A 14,412-nucleotide genomic window follows, 5' to 3' on the forward strand; every position below is an offset into this window, starting at 1 on the left:
GGGCCTACGAGCCGGGCCCAGAGCGCGGAGCCTCCGGGCCCAACCCCGGCGTCCTGCGGATGACGCCAACCGACGAGCCGCCCAGCCACGCGGCGCGGCACCACGCGTCCCGCTGGGCCGCCGATCAGCCGAACTGGCCGGTGATGTAGCGCTCAGTGTCCTTCTGTGACGGGTTGGTGAAGATCTTCTCGGTCAGGTCGAACTCGATCAGGTGGCCGGGTTTGCCGGTGCCCTCGATGTTGAAGAAGCCGGTCTTGTCGGAGACCCGCGATGCCTGCTGCATGTTGTGGGTCACGATGACGACGGTGTAGTTCTCCTTGAGTTCCTGGATCAGGTCCTCGATGGCGAGGGTGGAGATCGGATCCAGCGCCGAGCACGGCTCATCCATCAACAGCACCTCGGGCTGGATGGCGATCGCACGGGCGATGCAGAGCCGCTGCTGCTGGCCACCCGACAACCCGTTACCGGGGGACTCGAGCCGGTCCTTCACTTCCTCCCACAGGTTCGCCCCGCGCAGTGAACTCTCGACGATCTCGTCCTTCTGCGCTTTGGGCATCCGGCGGGCGTTCAGCTGGATGCCGGCCAGCACGTTGTCGCGGATGCTCATGGTGGGGAACGGGTTGGGCTGCTGGAAGACCATGCCAACCTGCTGGCGCACCCGGACCGGGTCTACGTTGGGCGCGTAGATGTCCTGCTCGTCCAGCATCACCTGACCCTCGACCCGTCCGCCGGGCGTCAGCTCCAGCATCCGGTCAAGCGTGCGCAGCACGGTCGACTTGCCGCAGCCCGAGGGCCCGATGAACGCGGTGACGGCCCGGGGTTCGATCACCATGTCGATCCCCTCCACGGCCATGAAATCGCCGTAGTAGATGTTGAGGTTCTTCAACTCCATGCGCTTGGCCATTTGCCTTGTTTCGCTTTCTTCCTTGCGAGAGCTCTCAGCGATTGATCTTCGGGGCGAATTTCTTCGCGACCAGCCGGCCGATGATGTTCAGGACCATGACGATCAGGACGAGGATCAGCGCGCCGGTCCAGGCCCGGTCGAAGAAGGCCTGCTGTGGGCGTCCCGGTCGAGTGTATTCGTAGTAGACAAAGACGGGCAGGGCAGTCATCGGGTTGACACCGTTGCCGCCGGTGGGCAGCGGGTTGGTGTTCATCGAGTTGGTGAACCCCATGGTCACCAGCAGCGGCGCGGTCTCGCCGATGATGCGGGCGATGGCCAGGATCACACCCGAGACGATGCCCGAGATCGAGGTCGGCAGCACCACCTTGACGATCGTGCGCCACCTGGTCACCCCGAGCGCGAAGGACGCCTCGCGCAGCGTGTTGGGAACCAGCCGGATGATCTCCTCGGAGTTGCGCACCACGTAGGGGATCATCAGCACGGTCAGCGAGATCGCCCCCGCCAGGCCCGACTTCGAGCCCGGGCCGAGCAGTGTCGAGAACAGTGCGTAGGCGAACAGGCCGGCGACGATCGAGGGGATGCCGGTCATCACATCGACCAGGAAGGTGATCAGCCGCTTCAACCAGCCGCCGCCGTACTCCACCAGGTAGATCGCGGTGAACAGGCCGATCGGTACCGAGATCAGGGTCGCGATGCCGGTGACGATCAGCGTGCCCATGATGGCGTGCGCGGCGCCGCCGCCCTCCCCGATCACATTGCGCTTGGTCTCGGTGAAGTACTGCCAGTCGAACCGCGGCAGGCCGCTGCTGACCACCTCGAACAGCAGGGACGCCAGCGGTACCAGCGCGACGATGAACGCGCCGAGGATGACGTACCGGGCCAGCCGGTCGACCGCCCGGCGCTGGCCCTCGACGCTGTACGACAGCGCGAAGATCGTGACCAGGAACAGCACCACTCCCAGCACCACCGCGCCGGCCAGGTTGAGGCTGCCGAACAGCGCGAGCAGCGCGGCCGCGACTCCGACCATGATGACCAGCAGCGAGATGTCGGTGAACTTCGGCAACTGCCCGGCAGTGAGGTCCTGGCTGCCGGCCCGCAGGTAGGCGGCCGCAGCGGAGGACGGCGTCCGGTCGGCGTCCGGCCGGGGGGCGTCGGTGACTCGCTGGCTCATTCGGAGTCCTCCTTGCCTGCCCGGGCGGCGTTGAACACCGGACGGAACTTGCCGCCGGTGATCGCGCGGCCGGCCATGTTCACCAGGAACGTGATGACGAACAACACCAGGCCGGTCGCGATCAGTTGCGGCACCGCGTGCCGGTCTGCCTCGGGGAAGGCCAGCGCGATGTTGGACGCGATGGTGTTCGGGTTCTGCGAGCTGAGCAGCTGGAATGTGATCGTCCGGCCGCCCGACAGCACCATCGCCACCGCCATCGTCTCGCCGAGGGCGCGACCAAGGCCGAGCATGGCGGCCGACACGATGCCGGACCGGCCGAACGGGATCACCACCTGGCGGATCATCTCCCACTTTGTGGCACCCAGCGCCATCGAGGCCTCCTCCTGCAGGCCGGGGGTGCGCAGGAAGACCTCACGCGACAGCGCGGTGATGATCGGCAGGATCATGATCGCCAGCACCAGCGCTGCGGTCAGCATGGTACGGCCGGTGCCCGAGACATCGCCGCCGAACAACGGGATGAACCCGAGGTAGGTGTTCAGCCACTGGTAGAGGGGCACCATCGCCGGGGCCATCACATTGATGCCCCACAGGCCGAAGACCACCGACGGCACCGCCGCCAGTAGGTCGATCACGAAGGCCACCGGGGTGGCGAGCCGCCTGGGCGCGTAGTGCGAGATGTAGAGCGCGATCCCGACCGCCACCGGCACCGCGAAGAGCAGCGCCAGGAAGGACGACCAGATGGTGCCGAACAGGTAGGGCGCGACGTACGACCAGGTGCTGCCGAACTGCATCTCCTCCGGATCGCCGATGAAGGCGGGAACGGCCTGGATGATCAGGAAGGCGGCCACGGCGGCCAGGATGGCGAGGATGAGCACACCGGACCCGATCGAGACGCCCTTGAAGATGCCGTCACCCAGGTGAGCGCGCGAGCTGGTCAGTGATTGGTCAGGCACATCAGGCCCGGTGTCCAGGGCCTCCGATTGCTGTGCTGACATACGGTTCTCCGCTTCAGTCAAGTTGCTTGGTTCCGGACCGATGCCCGCCCCGGGCCGTGGCTCGACCCGGGGCGCACCTGGTGGTGTTGTTGATCAGTGGTCAGCCTAGGGTCACTTGATCGCCGCAGCAGCCTGACGCACGTTCTCGGCCAGTTCCCCGGCGAGCGGGGCGTTGCCGGCCTGCGGAACGGCGGCCTGCTGGCCGTCCTCGGAGGCGACGTAGCTCAGGTACGCGCCGACCAGTTCGCCGGTGGCGGGGTCGGCGTACTGCTCGCAGGCGATTGAGTAGGCGACCAGGACGAACGGGTAGCCGGCCGCGGTGCGGTCGAGTTCGAGCGACCAGTCGTTGTCGGCGCGGCCCTCGACCTTCTCCGAGGCGCCGACGATCTGGGCGGCGGCCTCAGCGGTCGGGCCGACCAGGTCGGTGCGGCCGTCCAGCGAGTAGTTTGCGACCGTCATGGACTCCGGGATGCCGGAGGTGTCGGCGTAGCCGATGGTGCCGGTGCCGTTCTGGACGGCGGCGACCACGCCGGTGGTCTGGGCCGCAGCCTCACCGCCGAGACCCTCGGGCCACTCGCCGTCGGCCTCGTCGGTCCAGACTTCCGGGGCGACCTGGCCGAGCGTCTCGGTGAAGTTCTCGGTGGTGCCGGAGTTGTCCGAGCGGTGCACCGGGGTGATGCCCAGGTCGGGCAGGGTGGCGTCCGGGTTCAGTTCGGCGATGGCCGGGTCGTTCCAGTTGGTGATCTCGCCGCGGAAGATCCGAGCCACCAGTTCGGCGCTCAGGTTCAGTTCCTCGACGCCGTCGAGGTTGTAGATGATGGCGATCGGCGAGATGTAGACCGGCAGGTTGATCGCCTGGGTGCCTTCGGCGCAGTGCGAGAACGCGCCGGCCATCTCCTCGTCGTTCAAAGCCCGGTCGGAGCCGGCGAAGTCGGCGGCGCCGTCCATGAACGCGGTGCGGCCCGCGCCCGAGCCGTCGGGGGAGTAGTTGACAGTGACTTCCGGGTTCGCGGTCTGGAAGCCGGCCCGCCAGACCTCCTGGGCGGCGCGCATCGAGGAGGCGCCGATGCCCTGCAACGTGCCGCTGAGGCCGCCGGCTGCGGCGGTGGTGGCGTCAGTCGCGGTGGCGTCGCTCGAGCCTGAGCCACCGCCGCAAGCGGTGAGGGTCAGGGCGGCGACGGCTGCCAGGGCGGCGCCCGTGCGCAAAGTCTTCACTTCGTTTCCTCCAGGGATTGTGTCCTGTTTCGGGTGGACCCAATAGGATCCTTCGACACCGAACGTAGGGCAGGTCAGTGACACAACCACCAGTGCCAAGTGAACGGACGGTGAACAGATCGGGGACGTTGCGGGTCGGCTCGGCCATTCGTCCCCGCAAACCTCACAGCACAGGCGGAATGTGGTGCGTTTGCCGCTGCTGCCCCTGCTCACCCGGGTGGACGACGACCACCTCGGCGGGCTTCAGCGTTCGGACGGGCGCCACCCCCAGGAAGTCGAACATCGCGGGCAGCACCGGGCGGTGTCCGCAGATGACCATCGCGCCGGACGCGTCCTGCATCGCCGACCGCAGGTGGGCCATCGCCTGCACCACCCCGTTCGGGTCGGCCTCGGCCGCCTCTTCGCTCAGCGCCGGAATCGACCGCACCTCCAGACCGGCATGCTCGGCGTAGGGGATCAGCGTCCGCATGCACCTGGTCGAACTGGAGCTGGCCAGTTCGGTCACACCGAACGCCTCGAACAGCGCGACCAGTGCCTTCGCCTGCCGGCGACCGCGTTCGGTGAGCCGGCGATCAGCATCACGGCCCTGCCACTGCTTGCGGTTCATCGCCTTGGCGTGCCGAACCACCAGCAGCGGGGCGGCGTCCGGCTGGCGCAGGGCGGCCACGATGGTTGCTGCATCGTCGGGATAGGTCAGCCGGGCGATGGCGCGCTGCACCGGCCACCATTCGGCCGCGTCTGATTCACCCTCCAGTGGGCCTGGTTCGTCAGCGGCCGGCTCGGCAAGCCACCAGTGCACCGTCTTCGGCCGGCCCGCCACCTGGTAGCTGGTTGGCGGCAGGTTGCGCAGCAACCGGACGCGGTAGCCGGTCTCCTCGGCCACCTCGCGGGCCGCGGTGACGGCGAGGTACTCGTCAGTACCCACCTTGCCCTTGGGCAGACTCCAGTCGTCGTAGGCGGGACGATGCACCACGAGCACCTCGCGCTCGTCGTCCGGCCCTCTCAGCACGACCGCGCCGCTGGCGCTGATGATCCCGCCTGCCATGTCAATGCCTCCGCGTCGAGACCCGCTCGATCAAGTACTCCTGGATGTCGCGCAGCGGCTTGCCCTCGGCGTCGGTGGTGACCGGCGTCCAGTCCCGGTCGGTCAGTCGCCAGGTCACGGTCTGGTCGTCGAAGGCCAACTCGAACAACTCGTTTATCTGCGCGATGTGCCCTCTGTTCGTGATGGAGACTATCGCCTCGACCCGGCGGTCCAGGTTGCGGTGCATCAGGTCGGCGCTGCCGATTCCCACCACCGGCCGACCCCCGTTCTCGAACCAGAAGATCCGGGAATGCTCCAGGAACCGACCCAGGATGGAGTGCACCCGGATGTTCTCGCTGAGCCCCGGAACCCCCGGCCGGATCGCGCAGATGCCGCGCACCCACATGTCGACCGGCACCCCGGCCATCGAGGCGCGGTACAGGGAGTCGATGATCGCCTCGTCGACCACCGAGTTCACCTTGATCCGGATCCGCGCCGGCAGACCGGCCCGGTGGTTGGTGATCTCGCGTTCGATGTTGCTGATCAGGCCCCTGCGGATGCCCTCGGGCGCGACCAGCAGCCGGCGGTAGTTGGTCTCCTGGGTCATCCCGGACAGGTGGTTGAACAACCTGGCCACGTCGTCGGTGATTATCGGGTTGCAGGTCAGCAACCCCATGTCCTCGTACTGCCGGGCGGTCTTCGGGTTGTAGTTGCCGGTGCCGACGTGGGCGTAACGGCGCAGGCCGTCCGGTTCGTCCCGCACCACCAGCATCAGCTTGCAGTGGGTCTTCAGCCCGACCATGCCGTACACCACGTGGACGCCGTACTTCTCCAGCTTGCGCGCCCAGGCGATGTTGGCCTGCTCGTCGAAGCGGGCCTTGATCTCGACCAGCGCCAGCACCTGCTTGCCGGCCATCGCCGCCTCAATCAGGGCGTCCACGATCGGCGAGTCACCGCTGGTGCGGTACAGAGTCTGCTTGATGGCCAGCACCTGCGGGTCGGCGGCGGCCTGTTCGACCAGCCGCTGGACGCTGGTCGCGAAAGAGTCGTAGGGGTGCTGGACCAGCACGTCCTTCTTGCGCAGCGCGGTGAAGATGTCGGCCGGCTGGCTGGTCTCGATGCCGAGCGCCAGGTCCGGATGGGTCTTGGGCAGGAAGCCCGGGTAGCTGAGGTCCTCGCGGTCGATGCTGGTCAGGGCGAACAGGCCGGTCAGGTCGAGCGGTGGGGAGAGCCGGAAGACCTCCTTCGGCGAGATGTCCAGTTCGCTCATCAGCAGGCTGAGCATCTCCGGCTCGATGCTGTCCTCCACCTCCAGCCGCACCGGCGGACGCCCGACCTTGCGGCTGAGCAGTTCCTTCTCGAGGGCGAACAGGATGTTCTCGGCGTCGTCCTCCTCGATCTCGACGTCCTCGTTGCGGGTGACCCGGAAGACGGTGTGGGTGAGCACCTGCATGCCGCTGAAGATCTCGTCGAGGTGCTGGATGATCACCTCCTCCAGCGGGATGAACCGGCCCTCGCCGAGCGCGACGAACCGGGACAGGATGGCGGGCACCTTCACCCGGGCGAACTGGCGGCCACCGGTGGTGGGGTGGCGCAGCAGCACCGCCAGGTTCAGCGACAACCCGGAGATGTAGGGGAACGGGTGGCTGGGGTCGACCGCCAGCGGAGTCAGCACCGGGAAGATGCGCTCACTGAACAGTTGGTGCATGCGGTGCTGCTCGGTCTCGGTCAACTGGTGCCAGCGCAGGATGCGGATGCCCTCGGACTCCAGCGCCGGTCGCACGTCCTCGCTGAAGACCCGGGACTGGTCGGCCACCAACTCGGCGGTCCGGGTCAGGATGGCGTCGTGCAGCTCACGCGGCAGGATGCCGGCGTTGGAGGGCACCGCCACCCCGGCGTCGATGCGCCGCTGCAGGCCGGCGACCCGCACCATGAAGAACTCGTCCAGGTTGGACGAGAAGATCGCCAGGAACTTGGCGCGCTCCAGCAGCGGGACGCGCAAGGCGTCCTTGGCGAGGTCGAGTACGCGGTTGTTGAACGCCAACCAGCTCAACTCCCGATCGGAGTACCTGCCCTCGGGCAGCCGGGCGTCCGCGCCTGGGGCGGCGGCCGCCACGATCGGTGCGGCGGATTGGACGTCCATCAAAGCTCCTCGACTGGACCGTAGGCGACATCGATGTTGGTGACCTCGAAACCGGCGGTTCGGTACATGGCCACGACGCGCTCACTGGACGCCTCTACATACAGGTCGATGAGTGACGCCCCCCGGGAACGCATGTGAATGATACCGGCGTCCAGCAGTGCCCGGCCAGTGCCACGACGGGCCTGGCTTGGGTCGACGCCGAGCACGTAGACCTCACCGCGGGTCTTGCCGTCGACAGTGGTGAGTTTCGTCCAGTGGTAGCCCACCAGTTCGCCGGTGACGTCGCGGGCCACCAGCAGGTCGTCGGGGCGGAACCAGTCGGATGCCATCCGGGCCCGGAAGTCGTCGACGGTCAGGGCGCCCTGCTCGGGGTGGTTGGCGAAGGCTGCGGCGTTCACCTCGACCAGCCGCTCCAGGTCGGCGTCCCGGAAGTGGTCGATGCTGACCCCCGGCGGCGGCTCGGCCGGCTCGTCCTCGTCACGGTCGGTGGGGTCGAGCGTCATGACCAGCAGCCCACGAACCACTTCCAGGCCGAGCGAGTTGGCGAACGCCCGGGCAGGCGGCCGGTCGCCGAACGCCCACCAGGTTCTGGCGAGGCCTGACTTCATCACCTGCTGGGCCAGTTGCTGCCCGAAGCCCTTGCGACGCCGCTTGGGGGTGATGAACAACTGGACGCTGCCGTCACGGCGGTCGAGCTGGGCGTAGCCGATCAGCGCGTCATCGGCCTCCACCAGCCAGTGGATGACGTCGCCGCTGCCCTGGTCGGCGAGCGCCAGTTGCGCCGCCTCGTTCAGCGGGCTGACCCGATCGGCGGCCGCAACGCGCTCGGCCAGGGCGAGCACGGCTTCGCGTTGCTGTTCGGACAGGGCGGTGTGCTCGGTGATCATCGCACGACAATACCCACCAACCCGGCCGCGGAAGCGTTGCACGGCAGCCTTTGGGTCAGCGGTTCGCGCCGAACCGGTAACCGACGTTGCGGACGGTGCCGATCCAGGCGTCGTACTCTGGCCCGAGCTTGGCCCGCAGCCGCCTGATGTGGACGTCGACGGTGCGGGCGCCCCCGAAGTAGTCGTACCCCCACACCTCGCTGAGCAGTTGCTCGCGGGTGAGCACCCGGCCGGGATGGGCGACCAGGTACTTGAGCAGTTCGAACTCGGTGTAGGTGAGGTCGAGCGGCTGCCCGCCGACGGTGGCGAAGTAGGCGTCCTCATCGACCACCACCGGGCCGGCGCTGAGGGTCTTGGTCACCGGTTCGGCCTGCAGCAGCAACCTGATGCGGGCCTCGAACTCGGCCGGCTCGGCGTCGGCCAGCACGAAGTCGTCCATTCGCCAGTCGACCCCGACCACCGACAACCCGGCTGCCGGCACCAGCAGCAGCACCGGCAGGTCGGCGCCGGCGTGGATCACCAGGCAGGCAGTGCGGGCCGCGACCAGGTCGGTCCGGGCGTCCACCAGCACCAGGCTGACCTGGCTGGCGTGCTCGGCGACGGCGTCCCCGCCGGTGACGTGGATCAGCTTGTGGGACAGCAGTTCCATGGCAGGGGGTGGGCCGACCGGAGTGCCCCGCGGTGTGACGAACACGATCTGCGCCATGCTGTCCACCTTCTGCTGCCCGCGGATTACTGGTTCAGGATACCCATCGCCTGGGTTAACGCCCGGGACGGCGACCCCATTGATCGGAGTCGAGGATGATCGTCACCGGCCCGTCGTTCACCAACTCCACCTGCATGTGGGCGCCGAAGACCCCGGCGGACACCTCGGCACCGAGTTCGGCCAGGGCGGCGGCGTAGGCGTCCACCAGCGGTTCGCTGACCGGGCCGGGCGCGGCGGCGTTCCAGGACGGCCGGCGTCCCTTGCGGGTGTCGGCGTAGAGGGTGAACTGGCTGACCACCAGGATCGGCGCGGCCAGGTCGGAGGCGGACAGTTCGCCCTCGAAGATCCGCAACGACCAGGTCTTCTCGGCCATCCGCTGGGCGACCTGTTCGGTGTCGTCGTGGGTGATCCCGACCAGGGCGACCAGTCCGGGCCTGGTCAGTTGCCCGGTGACCTCGCCGTCGACGACGACCCGGCAGGAGCTGGCCCGCTGCAGCACGATTCGCATGGCACCACACCTTACGCACCTGCCCGCGGCATCCCGGTCGGTCGCGATCAGCCCCCGTGGCGGGACTGCCCGCGCTTTGAGGGCGTTGGGCGTGGACTATGCCGGCCCTGGGGTGGGTAATTGCTCGCCTTGAGGGCGCTGGGCGTGCACTATGCCGTCCCTGGGGGACTCAAGTGCGCGATGCGGCCGGCACTTGATGTGACGGCAGCCACAAGGCGCCCCGGCCAGGGCCGCCAGCGGATCCTCAGCCCAAACCGGGTCCAGAAGAGCCGGAGCTGCAGGTGCGGGTGGCCGTCGGAGGACGTGGTGCAGGACCAGGATTCCGGTTCTGGCACGCTGGAACGCCGTCTGCGGCGATTGAATCGATGTAACTCGGTTTGAGGGTGCCAAAACCGGAAATTCCGCCCAGGCAGTAGCGGTGGAGGAGTGAGAGCAGTGCCTGCCGCGGGCTCGATTGGAGTCGCGCGGAGGGAAGGGTTGCTTCTGGGGCCAGGCTGGAGTCAGGCCGATTACATCCGAGGGCAACGCTGCGGAAGAACGCGTAGCGACTATGCTGCACGACCTCCGCGTTGTGCGTGGAGGGTAGGGGCCCGAGCGGCCCGACTCCCCGGACACCCGGCCCACCCCGACCGCCCGCCCTCGGACACCCGGCACACGCGGCAATGCAGCGCGCACGGCCGTTTTCGGTGGCTCGGTTAGGCTTGACCGGTGGCCCAGTTCACCGTCTACGCGCTGGCCGGCGTGGCCGTCCAGATCGGCATCGCTGCGCTGGTCGTGCTGTGGCAGATCCTGGCCACCGTGTCGCGGACACCGCACGACACTGAACAAGCTGACAGGAGCAGACGTGCCATTCGAGATTCCCGCCGAGCTTGACACTGCGCTGACCCCGATGGCCTGGCTGATCGGGCGCTGGGAGGGCAACGGCCACGGCAACTGGCCGGGGGTCGGGGACTTCGAGTTCGGTCAGCAGATCGACTTCGCCACCAACCGGGGCCCCTTTCTACACTACCTCTCGCAGACCTGGACGCTGGACCCCGATGGGCAACCGGCGGCACCGCTGGCGATGGAGACCGGGTTCTGGCGTCCGGCCGGCGACGGCAAGCTCGAAGTGGTGATGACCAGCCCGGAGGGTTGGGTGGAGGTCTGGGTCGGCGCGCTGCAGGGCGCCCGGATCGAGCTGACCACCGATCTGGTGGCCCGCACCCAGACCGCAGCCCTGCCGTACACCGGTGGGCACCGGCTCTACGGCAACGTCGACGGCGAGCTGATGTGGGCCTTCGACCGGGCCACCGCCGATGTCGAGATGCAGTCCTACATGTGGGGGAGGCTGGTGCGGGCATGAGGGTTGATGTGACCGATGGCCTGGACGTCGGGATGGCGTGGCACTTCGGCGATCCGCTGGGTGAGCAGCGCGCCATGGAGGCCGGCTCGGCCGCGGTCGGGCTGACCAACCGCGAGGTCTTCACGCTGACTGGTGACCAGCGGCTGAGCTGGTTGCACACCCTGACCAGCCAGGCGCTCGACCAACTGCGGCCCGGCCAGGCGGCCGATGCGCTGCTGCTGTCGCCGAACGGGCACGTCGAGCACGGCTTCACGGTGGTCGACGACGGCCAGACCGCCTGGTGCTGGACCGAGCCCGGAGCCCGCCAGGCGCTGCTCGGCTTTCTGGAGTCGATGAAGTTCTGGACGCCGGTCGAACTTGCGGCCCGGGACGACGTGCACCTGTGGTGGCTCGGCTCCAGAGTGGCCGACCCTGATGGATCGGTGGTGGCCAGCCCGTCCAAGGTGGCGGGTGGCCGCGAGGTGCTGCTGGCTGGGGACGCCGGACCTGACGCAGCCCCGGCCGGGCAGTGGGCGCACGAGGCGCTCCGGATCGCCGCCGGGGTGCCGCGGGTCGGCATCGACACCGATGCCAGAACCCTGCCCAACGAGATCGGGCTGTTCGGCACCGCACTTGACAAGGGCTGCTACCGCGGCCAGGAAACCGTCGCCCGCGTGCACAACCTGGGCCGCCCGCCGCGGCGGTTGGTGCGGCTGCTGTTCGACGGTGACCTGCCGACGCCCGGCGCCGCCATCATCAATGACGACCGCGCGGTAGGGACGCTCAGCTCCGGCGCGCAGCACCACGAACTGGGCCCGATCGGCCTGGCGCTGGTCAAGCGTTCGGTGCCCGTGGATGCCACCCTGGACGTCGGCGGCATCGCCGCGTCCCAGGAAGTGCTGGTCGACCCCGAGGTGGGCGAGCACTTCCGTCCGAGGTTGTGACGGGAAGGCCGCGGCGTCCTGGCCGGTGGTAGGGATCTGCTATCGGTGACCTGGCGGCCGCAGCAATCCGGGCTCCTGTCAGCCTGCGGGGGAAGATCCTGCACCAGTGATTGTGAGCGGTGCGATGCCCTTGGTGGCCGGTGAAAGTTCCAACGTCCCCTCGCTCACCCTTGTCAGACGAATCGCCACTGCAGGACTGCGTTGAAGAACGCCCGGGTCGCGGTGGCGTCATCGGAGTACACGATCGCGCGCAATGCCGTGAGCATCCCCAACCGAACCCCTTCGGGTCAGCGCAGGCCACGAAGCGTCCGATGCGGGTTCGCCGGTGGCGCGGTGCCGGTGTGAGTGGAACCCCGGTCAGAGCCAGGCAGCTCAGCCCTGCGCGGCGGCCTTGGCGCGGGTCCGCGCCCTGGCCCGGTCGTGCGCGCTGAGCACGACCTTGCGCACCCTGATGATCGCGGGGGTGACCTCCAGGCACTCGTCCGCGGCACAGTACTCCAGGGACTGCTCGAGGCTCATCTTGCGCGGCGGGATCAGTCGTTCCAGTTCGTCGGCTGTTGAGGACCGCACGTTGGTCAGGTGTTTCTCCTTGGTCGGGTTGACGTCCATGTCGTCGGGACGGGCGTTCTCGCCGACCACCATCCCCTCATAGGTCTGGTCACCGGGGGAGACGAACAGCGTTCCCCGCTCCTGCAGGTTGAACAGCGCGTAGCTGGAAACCAGTCCTTGCCGGTCGGCCACCAGCGACCCGGTCGCGCGGTTACGCATCTCGCCGGCCCACGGCTGGTAACCCGCGAAGATGTGGTTCATGATCCCGGTGCCGCGGGTCGCGGTCAGGAACTCGGTGCGAAAACCGATCAGCCCGCGGGAGGGCAGGACGTACTCCATCCGCACCCAGCCGGTGCCGTGGTTGGTCAGCAATGCGAGTTGGCCCTTGCGGGTGCCGAGCAGTTCGGTGACGGTGCCCAGGTGTTCCTCAGGGACGTCGATGGTCAGCCGCTCGGTCGGCTCGTGCAGTACGCCGTCGATCTGCCGGGTGACCACCTCGGGTTTGCCGACCGTGAGCTCGAAACCCTCCCGTCGCATCATCTCGACCAGCACCGCCAGCTGCAGCTCGCCGCGGCCCTGCACCTCCCAGGTGTCGGGACGCTCGGTGGGCAGCACCCGGATCGACACGTTGCCGACCAGCTCCTGATCGAGCCGGTTCTTCACCAGCCGGGCGGTCAGGTGCTTGCCCGAGCGGCCCGCCAGCGGCGAGGTGTTGATGCCGATGGTCATCGAGATGCTCGGCTCGTCGACGTGTATCAGCGGCAGCGGCCGGGGGTCGTCGGGGTCGGCGAGGGTTTCACCGATGTTGATTTCGGGGATCCCGGCGACCACGATGATGTCGCCCGGGCCGGCCTGGTCGACCGGTACCCGGTCGAGCGCGCGGGTGATCAGCAGCTCGGACAGCTTGACGTTCTTGATCGAGCCGTCGCGCCGGCACCAGGCGACCTGCTGCCCCCGCCGGATGTTGCCGGCCACCACCCGGCACAGTGCCAGCCGTCCCAGGTAGGGCGACGAATCCAGGTTGGTGACGTGGGCCTGCAGCGGCGCGCCCTCGGTGTAGGTGGGGGCGGGGATGTGGCTGCGGATGGTCTCGAACAGCGACTCCAGGTCGGCCTGGTCGGGGAACTCCCCGTCGGCGGGCTGGTTGCGGGACGCCCGGCCGGCCTTGGCCGAGGCGTAGATGATCGGGAAGTCCAGCGCACCGGTCTGGTCGTCCTCCACCAGGTCGAGAAAGAGTTCGTAGGTCTCCTCGACCACGGCGTCGATCCGGGCGTCCGGTCGGTCGACCTTGTTGATCACCAGGATGATGGGCAGCTGCTTGGCCAGCGCCTTGCGCAGCACGAACCTGGTCTGCGGTAGCGGACCTTCCGAGGCGTCCACCAGCAGCACGACCCCGTCGACCATCTCGATGCCGCGCTCGACCTCGCCGCCGAAGTCGGCGTGGCCCGGCGTGTCGATGATGTTGACCAGCAGTTCCTCGCCGTCCGCCATGGTGTGCCGCACCGCGGTGTTCTTGGCCAGGATCGTGATGCCCTTCTCGCGCTCGAGATCCATCGAGTCCATCACCCGGTTGTCGATGTCGGCGCCCTCCCGGAAGGCTCCGGACTGCCAGAGCATGGCGTCCACCAGGGTGGTTTTGCCATGGTCGACGTGGGCGATGATCGCAACGTTTCGGATGTCGGATCGAATGGGCATCGGGCTCCCGGTGGTGTGGCGTTCTCGGCTGGCCCAGTGAGTGTACGCCGCGGTCAAAGCCCGGCGTGATGCCAGCACCGGGGGCGCCCGGCCAGGCTGCGCGCTGTTGGTCCTCCCCACCGGTTCCCGGCTCGGCTGCATGAGCTCCCCGGCGCTCCAGCCTCGGCTCCCCGGCTCGCACCCTGCGCCCCGGCCCCGCACGGCGCGCCGAAAACGCAACAGGCTCTAGGAGACTGCTGAACAAGTGCGTGTCTGTGCCCGGGTGGTGGGGCCGGGTGCGGGAGCCTTGGTCGTGTGCAGGGGCGATCGCGGGATCAGCGGGATCTGTTCGATGCGGAGTCGATGGCCGG

13 protein-coding genes are annotated in these 14,412 nt (G+C 68.3%); 3 read left to right on the forward strand and 10 right to left on the reverse strand.

All coding sequences use genetic code 11. The features are described from left to right. Nucleotides 1-124 precede the first annotated feature (124 nt). From pstB to dtd, 9 genes are all read right to left on the reverse strand, one after another. Nucleotides 125-904 (reverse strand): phosphate ABC transporter ATP-binding protein PstB, encoded by a 780-nt coding sequence (gene pstB / locus WBL05_RS14175; protein ID WP_424226851.1) that lies wholly within the window; start codon nt 902-904, stop codon nt 125-127. Between the two features lie 34 nt (nt 905-938). Beyond that, nucleotides 939-2,075, reverse strand: coding sequence for a phosphate ABC transporter permease PstA (pstA, locus tag WBL05_RS14180; RefSeq protein WP_424226852.1), 1,137 nt, complete (start codon nt 2,073-2,075; stop codon nt 939-941). After that, the gene (gene pstC / locus WBL05_RS14185; RefSeq protein WP_424226854.1) at nt 2,072-3,070 is read right to left on the reverse strand and encodes a phosphate ABC transporter permease subunit PstC; all 999 of its coding nucleotides are present in this window, start codon (nt 3,068-3,070) and stop codon (nt 2,072-2,074) included. The genes pstA and pstC overlap by 4 nt, the downstream gene beginning before the upstream one ends. A 111-nt stretch (nt 3,071-3,181) precedes the next feature. Next, the gene (gene pstS, locus WBL05_RS14190; protein ID WP_424226855.1) at nt 3,182-4,285 is read right to left on the reverse strand and encodes a phosphate ABC transporter substrate-binding protein PstS; all 1,104 of its coding nucleotides are present in this window, start codon (nt 4,283-4,285) and stop codon (nt 3,182-3,184) included. Nucleotides 4,286-4,448: 163 nt separating this feature from the next. Next, entirely contained in the window at nt 4,449-5,330 is an 882-nt protein-coding gene (locus tag WBL05_RS14195; RefSeq protein WP_424226857.1) for an NUDIX hydrolase, read from the reverse strand. Between the two features lies 1 nt (nt 5,331). Beyond that, entirely contained in the window at nt 5,332-7,452 is a 2,121-nt protein-coding gene (locus WBL05_RS14200; protein ID WP_424226859.1) for an RNA degradosome polyphosphate kinase, read from the reverse strand. Then, on the reverse strand, nt 7,452-8,339 hold the full coding sequence (gene mshD / locus WBL05_RS14205; protein ID WP_424226860.1) for a mycothiol synthase: 888 nt from the start codon (nt 8,337-8,339) through the stop codon (nt 7,452-7,454). Before mshD ends, WBL05_RS14200 begins: the two co-directional genes overlap by 1 nt. A gap of 55 nt (nt 8,340-8,394) precedes the next feature. Continuing rightward, nucleotides 8,395-9,045, reverse strand: a complete 651-nt coding sequence (locus WBL05_RS14210) for a winged helix-turn-helix domain-containing protein (RefSeq protein ID WP_424226861.1) — start codon at nt 9,043-9,045, stop codon at nt 8,395-8,397. A gap of 55 nt (nt 9,046-9,100) precedes the next feature. Then, nucleotides 9,101-9,553 (reverse strand): D-aminoacyl-tRNA deacylase, encoded by a 453-nt coding sequence (dtd, locus tag WBL05_RS14215; protein ID WP_424226863.1) that lies wholly within the window; start codon nt 9,551-9,553, stop codon nt 9,101-9,103. A 708-nt stretch (nt 9,554-10,261) separates the two neighbouring features. Between dtd and WBL05_RS14220 the strand changes: the two genes are divergently transcribed. From WBL05_RS14220 to WBL05_RS14230, 3 genes are read left to right on the forward strand one after another with little or no spacing between them, the layout of a single operon-like run. Continuing rightward, nucleotides 10,262-10,426 carry a hypothetical protein gene (locus WBL05_RS14220; RefSeq protein ID WP_424226865.1) on the forward strand — a complete coding sequence of 55 codons (165 nt, stop codon included), beginning with the start codon at nt 10,262-10,264 and terminating at the stop codon, nt 10,424-10,426. Then, nucleotides 10,398-10,895: an FABP family protein gene (locus tag WBL05_RS14225; protein ID WP_424226866.1), complete on the forward strand. Its 498-nt coding sequence runs from the start codon at nt 10,398-10,400 to the stop codon at nt 10,893-10,895. The genes WBL05_RS14220 and WBL05_RS14225 overlap by 29 nt, the downstream gene beginning before the upstream one ends. Beyond that, nucleotides 10,892-11,818 carry a YgfZ/GcvT domain-containing protein gene (locus WBL05_RS14230; protein ID WP_424226867.1) on the forward strand — a complete coding sequence of 309 codons (927 nt, stop codon included), beginning with the start codon at nt 10,892-10,894 and terminating at the stop codon, nt 11,816-11,818. Before WBL05_RS14225 ends, WBL05_RS14230 begins: the two co-directional genes overlap by 4 nt. 372 nt (nt 11,819-12,190) lie before the next feature. Here the strand turns inward: WBL05_RS14230 and typA are convergent, their stop codons facing one another. Next, a complete protein-coding gene (gene typA, locus WBL05_RS14235) occupies nt 12,191-14,062 on the reverse strand; it encodes a translational GTPase TypA (RefSeq protein WP_424226869.1) in 1,872 nt (623 codons plus the stop codon). Between the last annotated feature and the right edge of the window lie 350 nt (nt 14,063-14,412).

Source organism: Brooklawnia sp. (assembly GCF_049651565.1).
Lineage (GTDB): Bacteria > Actinomycetota > Actinomycetes > Propionibacteriales > Propionibacteriaceae > Brooklawnia.

Bases quoted from the DNA above. Each gene is read 5' to 3' on its own strand.
- dtd (WP_424226863.1), bottom strand. From the start codon at position 9,553: ATGCGAATCGTGCTGCAGCGGGCCAGCTCCTGCCGGGTCGTCGTCGAC.
- WBL05_RS14200 (WP_424226859.1), bottom strand. From the start codon at position 7,452: ATGGACGTCCAATCCGCCGCACCGATCGTGGCGGCCGCCGCCCCAGGC.
- WBL05_RS14230 (WP_424226867.1), top strand. From the start codon at position 10,892: ATGAGGGTTGATGTGACCGATGGCCTGGACGTCGGGATGGCGTGGCAC.
- pstA (WP_424226852.1), bottom strand. From the start codon at position 2,075: ATGAGCCAGCGAGTCACCGACGCCCCCCGGCCGGACGCCGACCGGACG.
- WBL05_RS14210 (WP_424226861.1), bottom strand. From the start codon at position 9,045: ATGGCGCAGATCGTGTTCGTCACACCGCGGGGCACTCCGGTCGGCCCA.
- mshD (WP_424226860.1), bottom strand. From the start codon at position 8,339: ATGATCACCGAGCACACCGCCCTGTCCGAACAGCAACGCGAAGCCGTG.
- pstB (WP_424226851.1), bottom strand. From the start codon at position 904: ATGGCCAAGCGCATGGAGTTGAAGAACCTCAACATCTACTACGGCGAT.
- WBL05_RS14195 (WP_424226857.1), bottom strand. From the start codon at position 5,330: ATGGCAGGCGGGATCATCAGCGCCAGCGGCGCGGTCGTGCTGAGAGGG.
- typA (WP_424226869.1), bottom strand. From the start codon at position 14,062: ATGCCCATTCGATCCGACATCCGAAACGTTGCGATCATCGCCCACGTC.
- pstC (WP_424226854.1), bottom strand. From the start codon at position 3,070: ATGTCAGCACAGCAATCGGAGGCCCTGGACACCGGGCCTGATGTGCCT.